The sequence below is a fragment of the Pseudomonas sp. S04 genome (assembly GCF_009834545.1).
GTDB lineage: Bacteria > Pseudomonadota > Gammaproteobacteria > Pseudomonadales > Pseudomonadaceae > Aquipseudomonas.
Map to the genome: position 1 here is coordinate 1,935,998 of NZ_CP019427.1, position 20,541 is coordinate 1,956,538.

General features: G+C 63.0%; 19 protein-coding genes. 7 read left to right on the forward strand and 12 right to left on the reverse strand.

Annotated elements, in window-relative coordinates; genetic code table 11:
* Positions 1-118 precede the first annotated feature (118 nt).
* Positions 119-1,051: a 1-aminocyclopropane-1-carboxylate deaminase/D-cysteine desulfhydrase gene (locus PspS04_RS08610; RefSeq protein ID WP_159994603.1), complete on the forward strand. Its 933-nt coding sequence runs from the start codon at positions 119-121 to the stop codon at positions 1,049-1,051.
* Here the strand turns inward: PspS04_RS08610 and PspS04_RS08615 are convergent.
* The 3 genes from PspS04_RS08615 to PspS04_RS08625 form a co-directional block, all read right to left on the reverse strand.
* Positions 1,048-1,596, reverse strand: a complete 549-nt coding sequence (locus tag PspS04_RS08615; protein WP_159994605.1) for a cytochrome b — start codon at positions 1,594-1,596, stop codon at positions 1,048-1,050. The genes PspS04_RS08610 and PspS04_RS08615 overlap by 4 nt on opposite strands.
* A 198-nt stretch (positions 1,597-1,794) precedes the next feature.
* Complete coding sequence (phnX, locus tag PspS04_RS08620; protein ID WP_095167817.1) at positions 1,795-2,622, reverse strand: phosphonoacetaldehyde hydrolase; 828 nt, start codon at positions 2,620-2,622, stop codon at positions 1,795-1,797.
* 79 nt (positions 2,623-2,701) lie between these two features.
* A complete protein-coding gene (locus tag PspS04_RS08625; RefSeq protein WP_095167819.1) occupies positions 2,702-3,811 on the reverse strand; it encodes a 2-aminoethylphosphonate--pyruvate transaminase in 1,110 nt (369 codons plus the stop codon).
* A 109-nt stretch (positions 3,812-3,920) separates the two neighbouring features.
* Here PspS04_RS08625 and PspS04_RS08630 point away from each other — a divergent pair, with 109 nt between their 5' ends.
* Positions 3,921-4,781, forward strand: coding sequence for a LysR substrate-binding domain-containing protein (locus PspS04_RS08630; RefSeq protein ID WP_159994607.1), 861 nt, complete (start codon positions 3,921-3,923; stop codon positions 4,779-4,781).
* Between the two features lie 123 nt (positions 4,782-4,904).
* On the opposite strand, the gene PspS04_RS08635 is transcribed toward PspS04_RS08630, so the two are convergent.
* Positions 4,905-5,777, reverse strand: coding sequence for a LysR family transcriptional regulator (locus tag PspS04_RS08635; RefSeq protein WP_095167822.1), 873 nt, complete (start codon positions 5,775-5,777; stop codon positions 4,905-4,907).
* 291 nt (positions 5,778-6,068) lie between these two features.
* On the opposite strand from PspS04_RS08635, the gene PspS04_RS08640 reads away from it, so the two are divergent.
* Positions 6,069-7,379 (forward strand): MFS transporter, encoded by a 1,311-nt coding sequence (locus PspS04_RS08640; RefSeq protein WP_159994609.1) that lies wholly within the window; start codon positions 6,069-6,071, stop codon positions 7,377-7,379.
* A 34-nt stretch (positions 7,380-7,413) separates the two neighbouring features.
* On the opposite strand, the gene PspS04_RS08645 is transcribed toward PspS04_RS08640, so the two are convergent.
* Positions 7,414-9,273 (reverse strand): type VI secretion system Vgr family protein, encoded by a 1,860-nt coding sequence (locus PspS04_RS08645; protein WP_159994611.1) that lies wholly within the window; start codon positions 9,271-9,273, stop codon positions 7,414-7,416.
* A 231-nt stretch (positions 9,274-9,504) separates the two neighbouring features.
* Here PspS04_RS08645 and PspS04_RS08650 point away from each other — a divergent pair, with 231 nt between their 5' ends.
* On the forward strand, positions 9,505-10,209 hold the full coding sequence (locus PspS04_RS08650; RefSeq protein ID WP_095167828.1) for a YebC/PmpR family DNA-binding transcriptional regulator: 705 nt from the start codon (positions 9,505-9,507) through the stop codon (positions 10,207-10,209).
* A gap of 118 nt (positions 10,210-10,327) precedes the next feature.
* On the opposite strand, the gene PspS04_RS08655 is transcribed toward PspS04_RS08650, so the two are convergent.
* The 3 genes from PspS04_RS08655 to PspS04_RS08665 form a co-directional block, all read right to left on the reverse strand.
* Complete coding sequence (locus PspS04_RS08655) at positions 10,328-11,641, reverse strand: leucine-rich repeat-containing protein kinase family protein (protein WP_159994612.1); 1,314 nt, start codon at positions 11,639-11,641, stop codon at positions 10,328-10,330.
* A gap of 83 nt (positions 11,642-11,724) precedes the next feature.
* Positions 11,725-12,477 carry an anti-sigma factor family protein gene (locus tag PspS04_RS08660; RefSeq protein ID WP_159994614.1) on the reverse strand — a complete coding sequence of 251 codons (753 nt, stop codon included), beginning with the start codon at positions 12,475-12,477 and terminating at the stop codon, positions 11,725-11,727.
* Positions 12,474-12,980: a sigma-70 family RNA polymerase sigma factor gene (locus PspS04_RS08665; RefSeq protein ID WP_159994616.1), complete on the reverse strand. Its 507-nt coding sequence runs from the start codon at positions 12,978-12,980 to the stop codon at positions 12,474-12,476. The genes PspS04_RS08660 and PspS04_RS08665 overlap by 4 nt, the downstream gene beginning before the upstream one ends.
* Positions 12,981-13,138: 158 nt before the next feature.
* Between PspS04_RS08665 and PspS04_RS08670 the strand changes: the two genes are divergently transcribed.
* The gene (locus PspS04_RS08670) at positions 13,139-14,224 is read left to right on the forward strand and encodes a catalase family peroxidase (protein ID WP_159994618.1); all 1,086 of its coding nucleotides are present in this window, start codon (positions 13,139-13,141) and stop codon (positions 14,222-14,224) included.
* Positions 14,221-14,763, forward strand: coding sequence for a cytochrome b (locus tag PspS04_RS08675; RefSeq protein WP_159994620.1), 543 nt, complete (start codon positions 14,221-14,223; stop codon positions 14,761-14,763). Before PspS04_RS08670 ends, PspS04_RS08675 begins: the two co-directional genes overlap by 4 nt.
* 66 nt (positions 14,764-14,829) lie before the next feature.
* Here PspS04_RS08675 and PspS04_RS08680 read toward each other — a convergent pair whose 3' ends face one another.
* Both PspS04_RS08680 and PspS04_RS08685 read right to left on the reverse strand, forming a co-directional pair.
* Positions 14,830-15,981, reverse strand: coding sequence for a M14 family metallopeptidase (locus PspS04_RS08680; protein WP_159994622.1), 1,152 nt, complete (start codon positions 15,979-15,981; stop codon positions 14,830-14,832).
* Between the two features lie 523 nt (positions 15,982-16,504).
* The gene (locus PspS04_RS08685; protein WP_159994624.1) at positions 16,505-16,846 is read right to left on the reverse strand and encodes a DUF6124 family protein; all 342 of its coding nucleotides are present in this window, start codon (positions 16,844-16,846) and stop codon (positions 16,505-16,507) included.
* 130 nt (positions 16,847-16,976) lie between these two features.
* On the opposite strand from PspS04_RS08685, the gene PspS04_RS08690 reads away from it, so the two are divergent.
* A complete protein-coding gene (locus PspS04_RS08690) occupies positions 16,977-17,633 on the forward strand; it encodes a LexA family transcriptional regulator (protein WP_159994626.1) in 657 nt (218 codons plus the stop codon).
* 42 nt (positions 17,634-17,675) lie between these two features.
* Here the strand turns inward: PspS04_RS08690 and PspS04_RS08695 are convergent, their stop codons facing one another.
* Positions 17,676-19,625, reverse strand: coding sequence for an acetyl-CoA carboxylase biotin carboxylase subunit (locus PspS04_RS08695; protein WP_159994628.1), 1,950 nt, complete (start codon positions 19,623-19,625; stop codon positions 17,676-17,678).
* A complete protein-coding gene (locus tag PspS04_RS08700; RefSeq protein WP_095167844.1) occupies positions 19,625-20,440 on the reverse strand; it encodes a gamma-carboxygeranoyl-CoA hydratase in 816 nt (271 codons plus the stop codon). Before PspS04_RS08700 ends, PspS04_RS08695 begins: the two co-directional genes overlap by 1 nt.
* Between the last annotated feature and the right edge of the window lie 101 nt (positions 20,441-20,541).

Consider the following 20,541-nt stretch of genomic DNA (forward strand, 5'->3'; position numbering starts at 1 on the left):
GTTGGCGTGGGTCCTTGGCGCCTGCTTCGCAGCCGAACGCAGCCTCGCAGGCTCGGCAGCTGCTACGAGGTGCATGGCTGGTAGACTGACGTTCCACTTCTGGTGAACGATGTTGCCGATGTTTTGCGTACCTGCCGATTGGTCTCCCCGCGCTCCCCTCGAACCCCTGCACCTGGACTGGCTCGACCGTGCCGGTGTCGAGGTCGCGGTGCTGCGCCTGGACCTGATCGACCCGCTGATCTGTGGCAACAAGTGGTTCAAGCTGATGGATCACCTCCGGCTCGCCAGCGAGGCGGGAGCGCAGGGCGTCATCAGCCTGGGCGGTGCCTGGTCCAATCACCTGCACGCCCTGGCGGCGGCCGGCAAGCGATTTGGCTTTGCCACCGTCGGCCTGTTGCGCGGGCATCCCCAGTCCAATGCCACGGTGCAAGACCTGCAGGCGTTCGGCATGCACCTGCACTGGCTGGGTTACGGCGGCTATCGAGCCCGGCATGAACCTGGGTTCTGGCAGCCGTGGTTGGCGCAGTACCCGGGGTTTGCGCCAATCCCCGAGGGCGGTGGCGGCTTGGCGGGTGCGCGGGGTTGCGGGCAACTGCTGGACCTGGTCGCTGAGCAGTTGCCTGGCCTGGGGTGGACCGATCATCACGGTTGGTGGCTGGCCTGCGGGACCGGTACCACCCTGGCGGGCCTGGTACTGGCCGAGGCGGGCAAGCATGCGGTGCAGGGTGTGTTGGCGGTGCCGGACGACCACGGAGTGGCCGGGCAGGTCGCAGCGATCCTGGCGCAGGGCGGCTGGTCAGGTGGCGACTATCGGCTGATCGATGGCAGCCGTGGCGGTTTTGCCAAGGTCGACCCGGTGCTCCTGGCGTTCATCGAGGCCACCGAGCAGGCCAGCGGTCTGCCGCTGGAGCCGCTGTACACCGGCAAGGCCTTGCTGGCGCTCAAGCAACAGGTCGAGGCGGGGCACGTGGCCCCCGGCACACGCTGGATCTTTGTGCACACCGGCGGCTTGCAGGGCCGCCGGGGATTTACCTCCCAGGCAGGTGGTTAACCGCGCTTGGGCATCATCCGTAGCAGGGTGTTGTCGCGGTAGAAATAATGGTGCGCCAGTCCGGCCACGGCATGCAGGCCGATCAGCCAGTAACCGATGGTGCCCCCCAGCACGTGCCAGCCTTCGATCTGCTTGGCCAGCTCCTTGTCTTCGCCGATCAGCATTGGCAGGTCGATGCCATAGAACATCACTTGATGGCCTGCGGCGCTGGTGATCAGCCAGCCGAGAATCGGCATGCCGATCATGAATACATACAGCGCGACGTGCATCAGGGTCGCCAGCAGGCTTTGCCAGCGCGGTGGAGTGGGTACGATTTTCGGTGCCACCCCCAGGCTGCGGGCGAACAGGCGCAACCAGACCAGGACGAACACGGTCAGGCCGAGCATGAAGTGCGCTTCCTTGATCAGGGTCCGACCGCCACTGCCTTTGGGAAAGATCCCCCGCAGTTCGATGGTGGCGTATACCACGGCCAGCAGCACCAGCATCAACCAGTGCAGCGCGATCGATACGCTGCTGTAGCGTGAGACAGAGTTCTTCCAGGGCATAGGGTTTTTTCCTCACTGTTCAGGTCACAAATCTCCATTCTTGTGCGACGGAGTGCCTTCACTGTAATCCTGTTAGGAAGGAATTGCCTGAGCCAGGTCAGGCTTTTGTCCTACGTAGAGCGCTCTGTCACAGGGCTTTACCCAAAAAAAAGCGCCAGCCCCGGTCAAGGGCTGGCGCTTTGTCGGGCGCGAGGGTGATCAGCTGCTTTGTGGCATCTCACCCTGGGCCAGGCGTTTGTTGATGTCGGCGATCACCTGCGGCAGGTCGGTGATGGTGTCGATCATGTAGTGCGGGCGCGAACCTTCGAACAGGCGATGAATGCGCTCGCGCTCGATAGCCAGGGTGTCGCTGCCCAGGGCGCGATAGCCCTCGTACGTCAGGCCCAGCGCGTTGCCGGAGCAGATCAGGGCGACGGTCCACATCCCGGCGCTTCGGCCTTCGAGGATCCCGGGTACGGTGTCATCGATCTTCACGCAGGCGGCGACGTCGTTGATGCCCAGGGCGATGACGTTGGCCAGGGCCTGGGCCGGCCATGGGCGACCGTTGGGCACTTCGTCGGTGGCGACCACGTGATCGGCGATGTAGCCGTTGGTGGCTGCCAGCTCGACCACCTTGTCCATCACCTGTTTCGGATAGCCGGAGCAGGAACCGATCTTGATGCCTTGCTGGCGCAGGTTGGCAATGGTCTCCAGGGCGCCAGGGATCAGCGCCGAGTGCTCGGCGATCTTTTCGATCTGCAGCGGCATGAAACGTTGATAGATGGCGGTCACGTCATCGTCGGTCGGGGTGCGGCCAAACACCTTGCGATAACGCTCGGCCACTTGTGGCTGGTCACACAGGGTGCGGATGTGGTCCCACTTGCCCATGCCCATCGGGCCACGGGCTTCTTCGATGGAGACCTGCACGTCGAATTCGGCGAACGCCTCGACAAAGATCTGGGTCGGCGCGAACGAGCCGAAGTCGACTACGGTGCCGGCCCAGTCGAGGATGGCGGCTTGCAGTTGAGTTGGGTTGTTGTAGTTCATGGTTTGCGAATCCTGTATTTGGGAAATAGTGAACCCTGCAGCAGCTGGCGTAGCCTGCGTCCGGCTGAGCACTGAACAGTCAGATGTCGAGCACTTCCATCTCGCGCAAGACCTCGGCCACGGCGGCCACTGCGGCGCGCATCTCGGCCTGGTTGACGTGACCGATGCAGCCGACGCGGAAGGTTTCGACCTGGGTCAACTTGCCCGGGTAGAGGATGAAACCCTTGGCCTTGACCCGTTCGTAGAACTCCTTGAATTGATAGCGTGGGTCCTGCGGGGCGTGAAAGGTGACGATGATCGGCGCCTGGATGGCCGTCGGCAGGAAGCTGCGCAAGCCAAGCCTGGCCATTTCTTCGAGCAGCACCTGGCAGTTGTCGGCGTAGCGTTGGTGGCGAACCGCCAAGCCGCCTTCTTCGTTGTATTGCAGCAGGGCTTCGTGGAGCGCCGCGACCACGTGGGTCGGCGGGGTGAAGCGCCACTGGCCGGTCTTGGCCATATAGCTGTGCTGGTCGAACAGATCCATGGCCAACGAATGGGAGTTGCCGGCCGCATTGGCCAGGGCGTCCTTGTTGGCGAAGACAAAACCCATGCCGGGCACGCCTTCCAGGCACTTGCCGCTGGCGGCGATCAGCGCGTCGAAGGGCACTTGCCGGGCGTCGATCGGTAGCGCACCGAACGAACTCATGGCGTCGATGATCAGGCGTTTGCCGTGCTCGGCAATGACCTGGGCAATCTCTGCCAGCGGGTTGAGAATCCCGGTGCTGGTTTCGCAGTGGATCAGCGCAACGTGGGTGATGCTGGTGTCGGCCCGCAGCAGGCGGTCGACGTCGGCGGCGGTGGTCGGCTCGTCTTCAGCGGTTTCGAAGGTGCTGAACGAGCGGCCCAGGTATTCACAGATTTTCGCCAGGCGCTTGCCGTACGCGCCGTTGATCAGCACCAGCACTTTACCGTCGCGGGGCACCAGGGTGCCGATCGCCGCTTCGACGGCGAAGGTCCCGCTGCCTTGCAGGGGCACGCAGTGGTGGCTGTCGGCGCCGTTGACGATGCTCAGCAGTTGTTCGCAGAGGCTGGCGGTCAGTTGGTTGAAGCGGTCATCCCATGAACCCCAGTCGACCATCATCGCCTGGCGGGTGCGGGCCGAAGTCGTCAGTGGGCCGGGGGTGAGCAGGATGGGTTCGGCAGTGCTCATTCGCGTGTCCTCGTTATCGATGGGATGAAGCTACGGGAGATAAATTGCAATTTGCCGCGCCATCAATCAAATTGTTTGTTGTTATGCCAATCATCAGTAAGGCTTATTCATGAACCTGTTCCAGCTGCGCGCATTCGATGCGGTGGCCCGTGAGGGCAGCTTTACCCGGGCCGCTGCCCGTCTGTTCATCAGCCAGCCGGCAGTCACCGGGCACATCAAGGCGCTGGAGGAGCACTACCAGATCACGCTGTTGCGGCGCACCGCACGGCGGGTCGAACTGACGGAGGAGGGCACCAAGCTGGCGGCGATCACCCGGGCGATGTTCGGCCTGGCCGAAGAAGCCCAGGTGATGCTCGAGGCCAACCGGCAGCTGCTGACCGGGCGCCTGGAAGTGGCGGCGGACGGGCCGCACATGGTCATGCCGATGCTCGCCAGCCTGCGGGCGCGCTACCCGGGCATCACGGTCAACCTGCGCTTGGGCAACGCCCAGGAAACCCTCGCGGCGCTGCTGTCCGAGCACGCCGACGTGGCGGTCCTGACCGAAGTCGAGCCGCGCAAGGGCCTGCACCTGCAAGCCCTGAGCGAGTCGCGCATCTGCGCACTGGTGCCCGCCGGTCACCCCTGGTCGAGCCTGGACCAGGGCATCAGCCTCGAGGCGCTGGACCAGGTGATCATGGTCCTGCGGGAGCCGAGTTCGATCACCCGCCGTACCTTTGATGAGGCCTGCAGCCAGGCGCGGATCACCCCTCGGGTGCTGCTGGAACTGGACAGCCGCGAAGCGGTGACCGAGGCGGTGGCGGCGGAACTTGGGGTCGGGGTGGTGTCGTCGGTCGAGGTCAGTCACGACCCGCGGGTGCGCGCGGTGCCGATCATCGGTGAGGGGTTGGTCAATCGGCACTTGATCGGCTGCATGGAGCGGCGCCGGGACCTGCGTCTGATCCAGGCGTTTTTTGCCCTGGCGCCCGCCTGATGGAATGTGGCGCGTCTATCGCTAGCAGGCTCACATTGATGGAGCTGAGTGGATGTCCCCCAAATCTGCGAACACCCAGAGCCACTGTGGGAGCGGGCTTGCCCGCGATAGGGCCGGACCTGCCTACTCCAGGCTCTCACGCACCATCTGCAAAAACGTCGCCACTACGCGCCGTGAACTCTGTTCGCGCAGGCACACCAGGGTTTCGGTCAGACGCCGGGTGCAGTCGATAATCGGTAAGGCGCAAACCCGTGAGTCGGCGCCGAACTCGGCGGCCGAGACCACGCCCACGCCAATCCCGACCACTACGGCTTCCCGTGCGGCCTCACGGCCTTCCACCTGGATCGCCGGGCGAATGCGCAGGCCGGCCCGGGCCATTTCTTCTTCCAGGGTCTGGCGGGTCACCGAACCGATTTCGCGTAATACCAGCGGAGTGTCGTCCAGGTCCGCCAGGCAGATCGATTCGCGGTCGGCCCAGGGGTGGCTGCGGGAAACGAATGCCACCATCGGGTCGTTGCGCAGCGGTAGTGTCAGCAGGCGCGCATCGCTGACGTCCCGTCCGAGCAAGGCCAGGTCAGCCTGATAGTTGAACAGGCGAAACAGTGACTCGTCGGTGTTGCCGGTTTCGATCTTCACGCTGATGCCGGGATAGCGCTCGCAGAACCGGGCGATTTGCGGCAACACGTGGACCGGGGCATCCACCGCCAGGATCAGGCTGCCGGTCTGCAGTGCCTGGGAGTCGTGCAGCAGTTCCTGGGCCTCGGCTTCGATCACGAACAGGCGTTGTGTGATGCTCAACAGGCGCTCACCCAGGTCGGTCAGGCGCACTGAGCGCTTGTTGCGATGAAACAACAACACACCAAAACGCTCTTCGAGTTTGCGCACCTGGTCGGAGATTGCCGGCTGAGTCAGGAACAAGCGTTCGGCGGCTTTGGTGAAGCTGCCGTGTTTGGCCACGGCATGGAAAGCTTTGAGCTGGGCGTGGGATACCGACATCGCGTGACCTCTTACAGGCTGAGCGTATATTTGAAATACGATAAATCGATTTCTCTTATTCAACAGTAACTGTTTTTATCGTACCTAGCCCCGCAGGCCGGTCAGTCGACCCACGGCGGTGGCCATGATCCTGGCGCGCATGGAACATCTCGAGACAGGGATGGAGCAGGACTCATCTGACCGGTAACGCCCGCCCTCCAAGGGGCCCTGGCGCAGTGCTGAACAATAAAAATACAGGCGTTTGGCTTTCGGAATCTGCCGGCACACTCACACCCTGAGGTCAGATCCACCATGCAAAAGCACATCGGCACCCTCAAGCGTTGGCGCGTGCAAATCTTCGCCATTACCTGGCTCGCCTACGCGGCCTTCTACTTCACTCGCAAAGCGTTCTCCGTGGCCAAGCTGGGGATCGGTGAAGACCCTACCTTTCACCTCGACAAAATGGCCATGGCCAACCTCGACGGGCTCTACCTGGCAGCCTATGCCGTCGGCCAGTTCACCTGGGGCATCCTCGCCGATCGCTATGGGCCGCGGGTGGTGGTGTTCGGCGGATTGTTGATCTCAGCCTTGGCGGCGTTGGTGATGGGCAACTTTGCCACCTTGCCGATCTTCGCTACCTGCATGGTTATCCAGGGCCTGGCGCAGGCCACCGGGTGGTCCGGTCTGTGCAAGAATCTCGGCAGTTTCTACCCCGCCGAACAACGCGGCCGGGTGCTGGGCCTGTGGAGTTCGTGCTACGCCTTTGGCGGCCTGGTGGCTTCGCCTTTTGTCGGCTGGTGGGCCTATACCCTGGTGGGCAGTTGGCATGCGGCGTTCATTTCCAGTGCCGCGGTGGTGGCAGTGGTGGCGCTGCTGTTTTTTATCTTTCAGCGCAACCAGCCTGAAGACGTCGGCTTGCCGGCAGTGGAGCCGCAGCCGCAACTGACAGCTGCCGAGGCAGATGCGCAAAGCCGGATCAGTATGTGGGCGCCGCTGCGCGAAATTCTGCGCAACCGCACGGTGCTGACCCTGGGCCTGGCGTACTTCATGCTCAAGCCAGCGCGTTACGCGATTCTGTTGTGGGGACCAGTGATCGTCTTCGAGCAAATGCCCTCCGTGGGCAAGGTGGGGGCAGCGATCATCCCTACCGCGTTCGAGCTGGCGGGGTTGCTGGGGCCGATCATGATTGGCCTGGCCTCGGACAAACTGTTCGGTGCGCGGCGCTTGCCGGCCTGCGTCCTGAGCCTGCTGGCGCTGACCGTGTCGCTGGCGCTGTTCATGGGCGCCTTGCAGACCGGTAGCGTGTTGCTGGTAGTGGCCTTGTTGTTTGTCATGGGCCTGACCCTGTACGGACCGGACTCGATGATCAGCGGTGCGGCCGCGATTGACTTCGGCACCGCCAAGGCCGGCGCCACCGCCGCTGGTTTCGTCAACGGCTGCGGTTCGGTCGGGGCGATCCTCGGCGGCCTGCTGCCCGGCTACTTCGACACGGTCACGGTGTTCATCGTGTTTGCCGGTTGCGCGTTGTTTTCTGCCCTGGTGCTGATCCCCCACTGGAACAGCCGCCCGGCAGGGCTGCAACCTAACCGTGCGCTTGTGCCCACGGTGCCGGTAACGATTTAGCCACTGCACAGCTGATTGCTCCCTGCCGCCGCTCTTAGCCTGACCGGGGCGCCTTGCCGGCGTGGGGCAGCAACCAGTCGAACAACAGTTGGTTGTGCCCCGTGCGTGCAGACGGGCTGGTGGGCCTGGCACTCTCAATGAAGCTCAGGCGTTGCTCGCTGTTCCAGTGTTGCTGGAAGTACTCGGCCAGCGCCACGCATTGCCCCGGATAGAGCAGGCACAGTTGGTCCGGGGTGCGGGCGAACTCGCAGGCCAGCTGTTTTTTCTGCGCGGGTGAAAGCGCCAGGTTGCCCGACGCCAGGCTGGTGCCCTGCATGACCACGTCGCTGCGATCCAGGCCGCTCAACTCCTTGAGGCCGGGGCGCGGCATACGCACGATGTACCAGTTGGCGTGGGCCAGGCGGTCGGTGGTCGCTGGCGGGCGTTCGAACAGCGAGATTTCACCGCTCCAGCCGCTGTGCTGGGGCTGAGGTAGCCTGGATTGTTCGAGGGGGTCCACGCCAGGGGTGGGTGTGGGGCTGAACAGTGGGCCGGCCAAGGTGATGCTGTCTGCAGTCAAGTGCAGCACGTTGCCATTGGCTGTGAGGCTGATGGGGTGTTCTTCAGCGTGCCGTGCCGGGCCATTGCGCACCGCGCCGAGGTCGGTGGCATACAACACTGGTCGATCGGGATCGTCATCAAGGAAGCTGACCTGGACTTCGCTGCCGCCTGCGGGCACCTGCGTGGCGGCAGCGGCCACCTGGACCCTGGGCAACCAGAGCCCCGAGGGCGCATCACCCACGTCCTGCTCAGGCCACAACCGGACCTCCACTCGACCCAGTGCGTCGAGCACTGCTGGCTCTGCCACCCGACCGATTTGCTGGCCGTGGATGCGCGGCTTGGGGTGCTTGAGCGCCGGGCGGAATTCGCTGGACCAGGGAATGGCGGTGAATTGACTGCGGTAGTGGTTCGCTGAGCCTTGGTGCTCAACCTCGCAGAGCAACCACTGGTCATTGAACACCGCGACAGGATGGCCACTGACTTGCAGGATGCCGCCACTGCACAGACCCGGCTGGGTACTGTGCCCCTGGACTTGCCGGTGCAGGCACCGCAGCCGTTCGAGCTCGCGCCGGCTCAACTGGAGCTGGTGCTGCTGGGTCAGGGTTGCCCGGGCTGTGGCCTGGGCGATTTGATTGGCGGCGTCTGCCGGCGCGGGGCGCGACTCCTGTGGTTCGCCCCGTGGCTGAACGCTGTGGCGCGGCGCGGAGTCGAGCGGGCTGTGACATTGAAACAACTGGCTGATCACCGGCTGGTCGGCACTGGGCGCAAAGGCGGTCTCTAGCGGGTGCTGGGTGAAGCTGGCGCTGTCCTCGGCGAACACCAGTACATGTCGGTCGTGCTGGTGTTCAAAGTGAAAGTGGATGCCTTCCTCTTCACACAGCCGATGCAGCAGGTGCAGGTCGGTTTCGTCGTACTGGATGCACAGCGCCCGCGGTGGGTACTCGCCATGGTGCAGCTCGAAGCGGTAACTGTCGGCGGGCAGGTTGTGCTCTTCGAGCAACTGGTGCAGCAGTTGTGGCACGCTCAACTCACGCCGCACACGCCGTCGTGGCGTTTGCTCCAGGGCTATCAGGCGAGGTGCCAGGGTCAGACGATAAGTGATCTGCTGTGCGCTTGCCTCGATCAGAGCGGCGCACTGGACGATCCCGTGGCGACCGCAATCCGCACCCAGGCTGAGGTAGGCCGGCTGGTGCAGCCACTGCTCCAGCCGAATCGCCGGTGCGGGGCCGAGCAATTCGATCTCCAGTTGGTACAGCTGGTTGAGTGCTTCGTGCCCTTTGAACTGACGCACCGCAAAACTCAAGGCGAGCTCGGGGAGGGTCAGGGTTGGGCTCAGGCCCGGGGGGCTTTCCATGTCGTTGTGCATCACACACCCTTGTGCCTTGAAGTTCGGGACATCGAGGGTACGAAACACTGAGGGTTAATAGTCAGCCCCTAAGCGCATTTCAGAAAGCCCCTACAAGCGCTTGTGGTGATGTCGCTCATCCACTGCAGTTTTTGGTCGATTGCCAACTTTTTGCCGTATAAACTTGCGCAAAGCGTCGGCCAATAGATGTCTCGGCGCCACAGATCAAGAGAGTGAGTTATGGGCGCACAGTGGAAGGTTAAACACAAAGAAGCGGCAGCCAACGCCAAGGGGAAAATCTTCGGCAAGCTGGTGAAGGAAATCACCATTGCTGCGCGTAACGGTGCCGATACCGCAACCAACGCGCATTTGCGCCTGGTGGTGGAACAGGCCAAGAAGGCCTCGATGCCCCGTGAAACCCTGGAACGGGCGATCAAGAAGGGTTCGGGTCAACTGGGCGAGACCGTGCAGTACCACCGTGTGACCTACGAAGGGTTTGCCCCGCACCAGGTACCGCTGATCGTTGAGTGCGTGACCGACAATATCAACCGCACCGTGGCGGAAATCCGCGTGGCGTTCCGTAAGGGTCAGTTGGGGGCTTCCGGTTCCGTGGCCTGGGACTTCGACCACGTGGGCATGATCGAGGCATCGCCGGACACCCCGGACGCCGATCCGGAGATGGCTGCAATCGAAGCCGGTGCCCAGGATTTCGAACCCGCCGAAGACGGCGCGACCCTGTTCATCACCGAAGCCACCGACCTCGATTCGGTGCAGAAAGCCTTGCCGGAGCAGGGTTTCACCGTGTTGTCGGCAAAACTGGGCTACAAGCCGAAGAACCCGGTCAGCGGCTTGACTGACGCGCAGATGGAAGAAGTCGAAGCGTTCCTTGAAGGCCTGGACAACCACGATGACGTGCAGGACATGTTTGTCGGGTTGGCGGGTTGATCTGATTCGCCAGTGACACCGTCATCGCGAGCAGGCTCGCTCCCACATTAGATCGCGTCCGACCAGGCAACTCGGTCAACTGTGGGAGCGAGCCTGCTCGCTATTGACCGCGCAGCGGTCACAGACTTTCCAATTGCTCCACGACTTCGTTGAACCCGGGCCGTGCCAGCACTTGGGGCTGACAGCACTGGCGCTGCAACCTCTCCAGTACCTCGCGTCGTGCGGCACTCAGGCCGGAGTCGATCCGCGCCAGTAACTCCCCCAGCAGAATCCCGAAGGCGCGCACTTCGATGCGTTGCAGTGCGCGGGTTTCCAGGGTCTCGGCGCGGGCATGGAAGGACGCTGCGCCGAAGTCCCCCAGCAGGCAGTCGCCCTGATCGTTATACAAAGTGTTGTGGCCATACAAATCGCCGTGGGTGATGCCCTGTCGATGCAGGTGCGCAGCGGCCGAGGCGATGCCACGGGCGATGTTCAATGCCACTTCGGCGCTAAAGCGCGTGTCGGGCTCATACACGTCGCGGCTGCAGGAATCCAGGCTGGGCAAGGCGGCCAGGTTGCGATAACTGCGGTCGATCAGCCCCATCACCAGGCCGGACTGTTGCTGTGGATGGTCGACGATGCGCCCCAGCACGCTGATCAGCTGCGGATGAGTGCCGGCGCTGAGGCAGGCGTTCATCTCATGCAGGGGCGAACCGTCGCTGGTTATCGAGCCTTTGTAGAGTTTCACCGCGACCTCGCGCTCCGGCAGTGATGGCGGCTGCCACCGTGCCTGATGAATCACCCCCGAAGCGCCTTCGCCCAGGCGCTGCTGCAGCTGCAATTGCGCCCAGGGGATGTGTGCGGTGGCGGCCAGCGCGCTGGCATCGGCCTCGGTTTCCAGCGGGTTGCCGGCATACGCCAGCCAGGCCAGGGACGGCAAAGTCAGCAACCACTGGGGCAGTTCGCTGAGTTGGTTTTCGGCAATGCGGATCAATTCCAGCCGATGGCACTGGCCCAGGCTGGCGGGCAGGCTGCGCAGCCGGTTGCCGGCGAGCATGAGTTTTTGCAGCAGGGGGCGTTGCCCCAGTTCGCTGGGCAATTGCTCCAGTTCATTGTCGGTCAGGATCAACCAGCGCAACTGTGGCGGCAGGGCCGTGGCCGGGACCCGCTGCAGGCGATTGCTCTTGCAGCCGATCATGCTCAGTTGCTGGCATTGACCCAGGCTGGCCGGCAGTTCGCGCAAGAGATTGTTCGAGCAGAACAGCACCCGCAAGTGGCGCAGTCGGTGCAGGTCGTCCGGCAATTGGCGCAAGGCGTTGCCGCTGAGGTTGAGCACCTCGAGCGAGTCCGCCAGGCTGTAAATTTCCTCGGGAAACTCCTCCAGGCCGCACGACAGGTCCAGTCGTTTGATCCCGGCCAACTCGCCGGATCGCAGTTGTGCAAGGGTATGCATGAACACATCCAGTCAATGGAAGAGAGGGCGGCGTCGAGCCTGCAAACGTTGGAATGATAACGGTAAACGTCCGGGTCTGGCGGCTAGAACTTCAGCGTTTGCTGGATGACCTGGGTAGCCGGGTCGCGGGCTTCGCTGACCATCGCATAGTTGTAGCCGGCCCCTGACCAGTATTGCGCCTGCAATTCTCCGTCGCTGCGACTGCCTTTGGGGAGCAGGTAGTTCCGCGGGCCGGGCGGGCGGATGTAGAAGCTGATCTTGCGCCCGCCTTGGTCTTCATACATCACCATGGCCGCCGGGCCCTGGTCGGTGCTCAGCAATCGTGCACTGACCGGCTGGAAACCCGCGTTGGCGAGGTCCGGCAGGCGGTTGGCGCGGGCAAAATAATGATCGAGCCAGCCCTGCATGTCGCCATCATCGCTGACCCGATAGTCGGCCGGCAGCAGGCCTTGCTGGGCGAACATCCGATACGCCTGCATCGCGTCAGTCATCGGCAGGGTGCCACCGCTGAGCGTCATTTGCCGTGCTTGCCAGCCACCCAGGCCGCCGACACTGACTGCGATCAGCAGCAGGGCGGCACTGGCCAGGTGGCGCCGGGACTGGCGCTTGCGGCGTTGGCGAATCAGCCCCGGGTCGAGGTCGGGGTTGTCCGGTTGTTGCAAGGCGCCGCCCAGGGCTGCCCGCAGTTGCTGGGCGTCCTGCTGCCAGGCGCGTACCTGCCCGGCCATCTGCGGATTGGCCGCCAGGTACGTCTCCACCAGGCGCCGGTCGGCATCGTTGAGCTGATGGTCGACGTAGGCGTGCAGGTCATTGACGCTGGGCGGCATGCTGATCATTTGAGTCTCCGCAGGGAAGGGCTACTGATTTCACCGTCGCTGAGCTGACGCAAAGCCTGGCGCGCCCGGGACAGACGAGACATTACGGTGCCGGTCGGGACGTCGAGGATCTCGGCGACCTCTTTATAACTCAAGCCCTCCACCGCAACCCAGAGCAACAGCGCCCGCTGCTCGGTGGGTAACCGGTCGAAGGCTTCCAGGGTGTTCTGCGCAATCACCGTGCGCTCCAGCGAAGGCTGCGGCTCGTCGCGACCGGTGAAAAACTCAAGCATCCGCGCATAACGCCGGGAGCGGCGATGGGCGTCGAGAAACTGCCGGTACAGAATCGCAAACAGCCAGGCCCGCAGATCGCCCTCCGGGTGTTTGCTGCCCCAACTCGACAGCGCGCGCTCCAGGCACGACTGCACCAGATCGTCGGCGCTGCTGGAATTGCGGGTCAGCGAGACCGCAAAGCGGCGCAGCCTGGGGATCAGTTCACGTAACTGTTCGTCGAGAGGGTTCATGGTGGGCGGGCCAGTCACTACGCTTGGGACTAGAGAGACGCTTGGCAGTGGAGGTTATTCCCGTGGCGCAGAAATAAACACCGGGCCATGGAATAAACGTCGAAGGGCAACGTCTGCCTGATCCTTGCCACACGCCGTTCCCGGCCCTGGAGTGTTACATGGTAGATCGTTCCCCCCCCCCCGACAGGCTTCCTTTAAGTCCCGTCAGCCTGGCCCTGCGCCTGGCAGCGATTGGCCTGGTGGTTGGCGCCATGGCCGTGGCCTTTGCCTACGTCAACGGTTCTCTCGACCCACAGCGCTTGACTCCCAAGGCACTGGTCAACGTGCTTGAAACCAACAATGGCGTTCACCCAGGGTTTCGCCGCAACCACGCCAAGGGGGTGTGCGTGATCGGCTATTTCGAGAGCAGCAACGAGGTGCGTGCCTATTCCACCGCGCAGGTGTTCAACGCTGCACGAACCCCGGTGGTCGGGCGGTTTGCCTTGCCCAGCGGCAATCCTTACGCACCGGATACCAGCGTGCCGATCCGTAGCCTGGCGCTGCGCTTCACTCAGGCCGATGGGCAACAATGGCGCACGGGCATGAACAGCATGCCGGTGTTCCCGGTGGGTACACCCCAGGCGTTTTATCAGTTACAGCAGGCGCAGAGCCCGGATCCTGCAACGGGCAAACCGGACCCAGCGGCCGCCCCGGCATTTTTTGCCGCGCACCCGGAAACCGCGCCGTTCCTGCGCTGGATCAAGAGCGCCAAACCCTCGGCCAGCTACGCCACCGAGACCTATAACGGCATCAATGCGTTTTATCTGGTGAATCCGGCGGGTCAACGCCAGGCCGTGCGTTGGGGGGTCGTTCCGCAGGCCCGGGACGGCGCAACCACCAGCGCCGCACAAGGCGCTGATGTTCTCGAACAGGACTTGCGCGAGCGCCTGCAGGCCGGGCCGTTGCGCTGGCAGTTGCTGATCACCCTGGCCGATCCGACGGACCCCACTGACGATGCCAGTCAAGCCTGGCCGGCTGAACGCAAGGTACTGAACGCCGGGACGCTGGTGCTGCAAAGCAGCCAGGCGCAAAACAGTGGCGAGTGCCGGGATATCAACTACGACCCGCTGATCCTGCCCAGTGGCATCGAGCCCTCGAAAGATCCGTTGCTGGCCGCGCGCTCGGCCGCCTACGCGAGCTCCTATCTGCGCCGGACGAGCGAAGTCGGTCAGTTGCCTGACGCTAAACAGGAGGCCGCCCAATGAGCGCGCAACCGAACCACTTCGCGCCCCTGGCGCGGCTGCTGCACTGGCTGATGGCGTTGCTGGTGATCGCCATGCTGTTCATTGGCGCCGGCATGGTCGCCTCGGTGTCCGAGCGCCATGAATGGCTGATCCACCTGCACAAGCCGTTGGGCGTGGCGATCCTGTTGCTGGTGATCGTGCGCCTGTTCGTGCGCTTCTCGACGCGTCAACCGCCCTTGCCGGCGGACCTGCCCGATTGGCAGGTGCTCGCGGCCAAGGCGTCCCATGGGCTGCTGTATGCCCTGATGCTGACCTTGCCAGTGCTCGGCTGGGCGATGATTTCGGCAGCGGGTGATCCGGTCACGCTGGGCATTGGCGTGCAATTGCCAGCAATCGTGCCGGCCAATGCCGCGCTGTTCGCCTTCCTGCGCAGGGCCCATGGGTACCTGGCCTACCTGCTGTTCCTCACGGTATTGCTGCACCTGGCCGCAGCGCTGTTCCATGGCTGGATCCGGCGTGACGGCGTATTGCAGAGCATGCTGTCCGGCAAGGATCACTGATCGGGCAGGGCGCTGCTGGCGAGGCCTGAGGGCCGCATGCGCTGTGGCATGCGGCCCGTTGAGCGATCAGCGCAGGGTTTTCACCAGTGCGGCGACGGTCGACAACACATCCTTGCCCAATTGCATCGAGCGCTTGCCGGACCAGCCGGTGTGGGGGTTCGGGGCGTCGTTGTGGTCCTTGAACGGCATCTCCAGGGTCAGTGACAGGCAGTCGAATTTCTGTCCGACGCTGTTGCAGGCCAGGGTCATGTTGGCTTTCCCCGGCAAGTCGCGGGTGTAGCCGTGGGTGGTCTGGAAGTCGCGGGTCTGGTGTTTCAGATGGCTGCGAAAGTGCTCCTCAAGCGCAGCCAGGCGTGGCGTGTAGCCAGGGTTGCCTTCGCAGCCGGCCGTGAACACGTAGGGGATTTCTTCATCGCCATGGATATCCAGGAACAGGTCAACGCCGTATTGGTCCATGTGCTGCTGCACGAACCACACTTCCGGACTGCTTTCCTGGCTTGCGCTCTGCCAGGCACGGTTGAGGTCCTGGCCCATGGCGTTGGTGCGCAGGTGGCCGTGGAACGCCCCGTCCGGGTTCATGTTCGGCACCAGGTACAGGTCGGCACTGGCCAGCAGGCTGTTGAGCTCTGGGTCATTGTGCTGTTGCAGGCGTTCGATCACTCCCTCCATGAACCATTCGGCCATGTGTTCGCCGGGGTGTTGCTGGGCGATGATCCAGACCTTGCGCTGGCCTTCGGCGCCACTGCCTTTGCGCAACAGTTGAATGTCACGGCCCTCGACGCTCTTGCCGGTGGCCAGTAACTCGGTACCGGCCTTGCTCAGCGCCTGCTCGATCAGCCAGTCATGGCGGCCGCGACTGTAGGGCTCGAAGTAGGCGAACCAGGCGTGAGTCTCGCGGGCTTCCAGGCTGAAGCGCAAGCAGTCGCCTTCGAAAATGGTCGGCACCCGGAACCAGTTGACGTGGTCGTAGGAGGCCACCGCCTGGTAACCGTCCCAGGCCTTGTTGTAGGAGGACTTACTGGCGTTGCTCAGGCGAAACCAGTGTTCTTCGCCCACATGCAGGCCGCTGGCCTTGAAGTGGAACCACTGGAAATGCGGGCTGCGGGTGTCGGGCTTGATGGCCAGCAAGGCCTGTAGCGGATTGCTGAGGTCCAGCACTTCGATGTTGCCGCTGTCGAAGTTGGCAGTGATATCAAAGGAGCGTTGAGCCACGGTCATAATCTCATCCTGGATATGATTTTTATGGCGCTACTTTACACGGGCGAGGGGTAAAGCCGAGGGCAATTTACCGGGAAAGGAGGGGGGCGTCGTCCTTGACGCTGCAGCAGCTTAGTGGCTATGCGATTGATTCTCAAGTGCTATTTGTCAGTGTTTAATTCGGGTTTTTGTGAGTCATGTTGCAAAAAGGTGGTCTTTTGATATCATGCGCGCCATCGAATTTAGCAGTACCAGTCTTCATTAGCCTGAAGCCAAAGCCAGAATAACTGGCAAAAAAAAGACCCGGCAAAAAGCCGGGTCAAAAACCGTGATTAGCCTGATGAGGAGATATTCCAAGAGTCCGACCTAAGGTCCCTTGGTCTATCAACTGATCTCGCGACCAGCTGCATGCAATAATAATCATTATCATTTGCAAGTCAACTATTTTTACCCACCTCATAGGAAATATCTTTCCTGTCGTTTTGCCAGACGCCGCGACCTGCCTCAGGTTCCGACGTTTTACCTCGGTTTCAACCGCGTAATCTCAGTAGATCCGCTCTGCGTCCAGTGACCTGTCCACCATGGCTTTTGCCATGTCGATCATGTGCACCACCGAAAACGCCAGGTCGCGGCGTGGGCCCTGCAGGTTGTCCGCTGACTCATGGGCGGAGGCGGCCGCACAGCGCAACAGGTCCGAGGCATGTGCCAGGGCCTCCTCGCGACTGACGTGAGGGCTGACATCGAAGAAGCGTTCGATGACTTGGGGATCTGAAACAGCGGGTTTCAAGTAATAGTCCAGCGCGCGTTGGGCGGCGGCGCAGTTATTGAGTGAACTGAAGTCGCTGGTGGTTTCCGGCGCGGGCAGCGTGTTATCGGTGATATCCATGGTGAGTACCTATTCCGAGGGTGGGGCCGTTGGTGTTGGTAGAGAATAGTACTAACTGTATTCATGACCAAAAATTAAATACTACAATGTGTGTGTTGAGGGTCAGCCAGCGCGAAGTATTGTTCCGCCCATGGATAAATGGATTGAATTGGTCAAGGCCAAGATGAGTGAACTACGGATCACTCAGGAAAAACTCGCAGAGCGTCTCGCCATGTCACAGGGTGGCGTCGGGCATTGGCTGAACAAGCGCCGGCAGCCCAGCCTCGATGACATGAACCGGGTGTTGCAGGAACTCGGATTGGGTTTTCTCGAGGTGGCCATGGTGCTCAGGGAGGTCGAGCAGGCGCAGGACGAGGGTGCAGAACCGGGATCGCTGGCGCAAAAGTACAACCCATACTTTCGTTACCCGGTGAGCGATTGGCGGGTCCTGTCGCAGGTGCGCGAGGCCCAGGTGCCGGCCTACGGCAACGGGCGCTCCGAGATGACGGATTACCATGCCCAGGGCGCAGCTTTCTGGTTGGTGGTGGTGGGGGATGCGATGACCGCACCCACAGGCATCAGCATTGCCCAGGACATGCTGATCCTGGTCGACCCGGCGGTGGAAGCGGTACCGGGCAAACTGGTGATCGCGCAATGGGTCGACAGCGCCGAAGCGACCTTTCGCAAATTGATCGAGGAAGGCGGGCAACGTTATCTGGTGCCCTTGAATCCGACCTACCCCAAAGCCCTGTTTACCGAGCAGTGTCGGATCATCGGCGTGGTGGTACAGGCCACCGCGCGGTTTTAAACCTGCAGGTCCTGGCTCACAGGACCTGCAGGTGACTCTCGGTTACTCCAGCTCGACCAGCGCGCTGCCTTCGGTGACCATCTCGCCTTCCTGGCAATACAAGGCCTTGATCACGCCATCCTGGGGCGCCCGAATGCTGTGCTCCATCTTCATCGCTTCGAGCACCACCAGCGGCGCACCGGCTTCCACAGTCTGCCCAGGTTCGACCAACACCCGGACAATGCTGCCGTTCATCGGGGCGGTCAGGCCGCCTTGATGGCTGTGGCTGGCTTCAACCGCGGCAATCGGATCGTACTCGCTGATGCAACGCAACTCGCCTGCCCACTGCAGGTACAGATGCTGGTCCTGGCGAATCGCCCGCAACTGGCGGCGCAGCCCCTGATGCTCGACACGCAACTGCTCATCCTTGAGCTCGGCGGTGTGGGCGTTGGTCGGCGCCAGGGTAGTGGCCCGGTCCTGGCCTTCACAGCACAGGTGCAGGGTGGTTTCAGCCGGCAAGCCGGCACGAAAGCCATTGCCGTTGGCCCAAGGTGAGCTCGGGTCGTCGCCGCGCACGTTGGGGCGCCGGCTTTGGGCGAAGGCCTGGGCGGCAGCGTGCCAGAACTCATCGCTGAGTGCCTGGGGCGCCGGCAGCAATTGTTCCTGGTAGCGTGGGATAAATCCGGTGTCCAGTTCGGCTGCGGCGAATGCCGGGTGTGCGACGATTCTGCGCAAGAAGCTGATGTTGGTCTTCAAGCCGCCAATGGCGAACTCATCGAGCATGCTCAGCAAGCGCAGGCGTGCCTGTTCGCGGTCCTCGCCCCAGGCAATCAGCTTGCCGAGCATCGGGTCATAGTACGGCGAAACCACGTCGCCTTCCTCGACGCCACTGTCAACTCGACGTCCCGGGCCCGGGGCTGATTCGCGGTACAGCGCCAGGTGCCCGGTAGCCGGCAGGAAGTCGTTGCTCGGGTCTTCGGCGTACAGACGCACTTCGATCGCATGGCCGATCAGCGGCACCTGCGCCTGGGTCATCGGCAGTTGCTCGCCCTGGGCGACGCGAATCTGCCAGGCCACCAGGTCCAGGCCGGTGATGGCTTCGGTAACCGGGTGTTCAACCTGCAGGCGGGTGTTCATTTCCATGAAGAAGAACTCGCCACGCGAGTCCAGCAGGAACTCCACGGTGCCGGCCCCGACATAACCGATGGCCTGGGCAGCCCGTACCGCCGCTTCGCCCATGGCTTTACGCAGCTCGGCGCTGAGGCCGGGGGCCGGGGCTTCTTCCACCACCTTCTGGTGGCGACGCTGAATCGAGCAGTCCCGTTCGTTGAGGTACAGGCAGTTGCCGTGTTGGTCGGCGAACACCTGGATTTCCACGTGGCGCGGCTTGAGCAGGTACTTTTCCACCAGCATCCGCGAGTCGCCGAACGATGACAGCGCTTCACGCTGGGCCGAGGCCAGGGCTTCGGCCAGTTGGCTGGTGTCCTCGACCACTTTCATGCCCTTGCCGCCGCCACCGGCCGTGGCCTTGAGCAGCACCGGGTAGCCGATGCGCTCGGCGGCAACGCGGAAGGTTTCCAGGTCCTGGGCTTGCCCGTGATACCCCGGGACCAGCGGCACGCCGGCGGTTTCCATCAAGGCCTTGGCGGCAGACTTGCTGCCCATGGCGTCGATGGCCGAGGCCGGTGGGCCGAGGAAAATCAGCCCGGCGTTTTCGATGGCGCGGGCAAAGCCGGCGTTCTCCGAAAGGAAGCCGTAGCCGGGGTGAATCGCCTGGGCGCCACTGGCCTTGGCCGCGGCCAGCAATTTGTCGATCTGCAGGTAGCTGTCGGCCGCTTTGCTGCCGCCCAGGTCCACGCGGATATCCGCTTCGCGGCTGTGGCGTGCGTCACGGTCAGTGGCGCTGTGCACGGCCACGGTGGTCAGGCCCAGGGCCTTGGCGGTGCGCATGACCCGGCAAGCGATTTCGCCGCGGTTGGCCACCAGCAGGGTGGTGAGTACAGGTGCGCTCATCAACGCGGCTCCTTGGTGGTGGATGCTGTCTGCCAGCTCGGCGGACGTTTGTGCAGGAAGGCGCGCAAGCCTTCCTGGCCTTCGGGGCTGACGCGGATCCGGGCAATGGCGTTTTCGCAGTAGCGGCGCAGGGCTGGGTTCAGTGCGCCGCTGCCGACTTCACGCAGCAATTCTTTGCTCGAGCGCATGGCTTGCGGGCTGTTGAGCAGCAGGTTGCTGATCCAGCTTTCGACCTGTGACTCCAGCTCGCTGGCCGGATAGCTTTCGCTGAGCAGGCCCAGTTCCCGGGCCCGCTGGCCACTGAAGCGCTCGGCTGTCAGCGCATAACGACGGGCTGCACGCTCACCGATGGCTTGCACGACGAAGGGGCTGATCACCGCTGGCGCGAGACCGATGCGCACTTCCGACAGGCAGAACTGCGCGTCGTCGGTGCCGATCGCCAGGTCGCAGCAACTGACCAGGCCCACCGCGCCGCCAAAGGCCGCGCCCTGGACCACGGCCAGGGTCGGCAGCTTCAGTTTGGCCAGGTTGTACATCAACTCGGCGAGCTCGCGGGCATCGTCCAGGTTGGTGTGGTAATCGAGCTCGGCCGATTGCTGCATCCAGGCCAGGTCGGCGCCGGCACTGAAGTGCTTGCCGCGGCCGCGCACCAGCAGGAAACGCAGGCTTGGATCGGCCTGGACCTTGTCCAGCGCCAGGATCAGTTCACGAATCATCTCGGCGTTGAACGCGTTGTTCTTGGCTTCGCGGCTGAGCCAGAGCGTGGCGAAACCACGGGGATCGGTCAGCAGTTCCAGGGTATTGAAGTCGCTCATGTGTAACCTCTGCACAACTCTTCGATGCAGGCGTCGGGCTTGCCGGCGAACGTCATTGCGCTTATCTCAAGCGCTCTTTTCGCGGGTAGCCTGGCGCCCGC

Coding starts and splice junctions, on each gene's coding strand:
- PspS04_RS08635 (WP_095167822.1), bottom strand. CDS start 5,777: ATGTCGGTATCCCACGCCCAGCTCAAAGCTTTCCATGCCGTGGCCAAA.
- PspS04_RS08670 (WP_159994618.1), top strand. CDS start 13,139: ATGGTAGATCGTTCCCCCCCCCCCGACAGGCTTCCTTTAAGTCCCGTC.
- PspS04_RS08615 (WP_159994605.1), bottom strand. CDS start 1,596: ATGCCCTGGAAGAACTCTGTCTCACGCTACAGCAGCGTATCGATCGCG.
- PspS04_RS08665 (WP_159994616.1), bottom strand. CDS start 12,980: ATGAACCCTCTCGACGAACAGTTACGTGAACTGATCCCCAGGCTGCGC.
- PspS04_RS08645 (WP_159994611.1), bottom strand. CDS start 9,273: ATGGAAAGCCCCCCGGGCCTGAGCCCAACCCTGACCCTCCCCGAGCTC.
- PspS04_RS08675 (WP_159994620.1), top strand. CDS start 14,221: ATGAGCGCGCAACCGAACCACTTCGCGCCCCTGGCGCGGCTGCTGCAC.
- PspS04_RS08650 (WP_095167828.1), top strand. CDS start 9,505: ATGGGCGCACAGTGGAAGGTTAAACACAAAGAAGCGGCAGCCAACGCC.
- PspS04_RS08685 (WP_159994624.1), bottom strand. CDS start 16,846: ATGGATATCACCGATAACACGCTGCCCGCGCCGGAAACCACCAGCGAC.
- PspS04_RS08630 (WP_159994607.1), top strand. CDS start 3,921: ATGAACCTGTTCCAGCTGCGCGCATTCGATGCGGTGGCCCGTGAGGGC.
- PspS04_RS08695 (WP_159994628.1), bottom strand. CDS start 19,625: ATGAGCGCACCTGTACTCACCACCCTGCTGGTGGCCAACCGCGGCGAA.
- PspS04_RS08610 (WP_159994603.1), top strand. CDS start 119: ATGTTTTGCGTACCTGCCGATTGGTCTCCCCGCGCTCCCCTCGAACCC.
- PspS04_RS08640 (WP_159994609.1), top strand. CDS start 6,069: ATGCAAAAGCACATCGGCACCCTCAAGCGTTGGCGCGTGCAAATCTTC.
- phnX (WP_095167817.1), bottom strand. CDS start 2,622: ATGAACTACAACAACCCAACTCAACTGCAAGCCGCCATCCTCGACTGG.
- PspS04_RS08655 (WP_159994612.1), bottom strand. CDS start 11,641: ATGCATACCCTTGCACAACTGCGATCCGGCGAGTTGGCCGGGATCAAA.
- PspS04_RS08625 (WP_095167819.1), bottom strand. CDS start 3,811: ATGAGCACTGCCGAACCCATCCTGCTCACCCCCGGCCCACTGACGACT.
- PspS04_RS08690 (WP_159994626.1), top strand. CDS start 16,977: ATGGATAAATGGATTGAATTGGTCAAGGCCAAGATGAGTGAACTACGG.
- PspS04_RS08660 (WP_159994614.1), bottom strand. CDS start 12,477: ATGATCAGCATGCCGCCCAGCGTCAATGACCTGCACGCCTACGTCGAC.
- PspS04_RS08700 (WP_095167844.1), bottom strand. CDS start 20,440: ATGAGCGACTTCAATACCCTGGAACTGCTGACCGATCCCCGTGGTTTC.
- PspS04_RS08680 (WP_159994622.1), bottom strand. CDS start 15,981: ATGACCGTGGCTCAACGCTCCTTTGATATCACTGCCAACTTCGACAGC.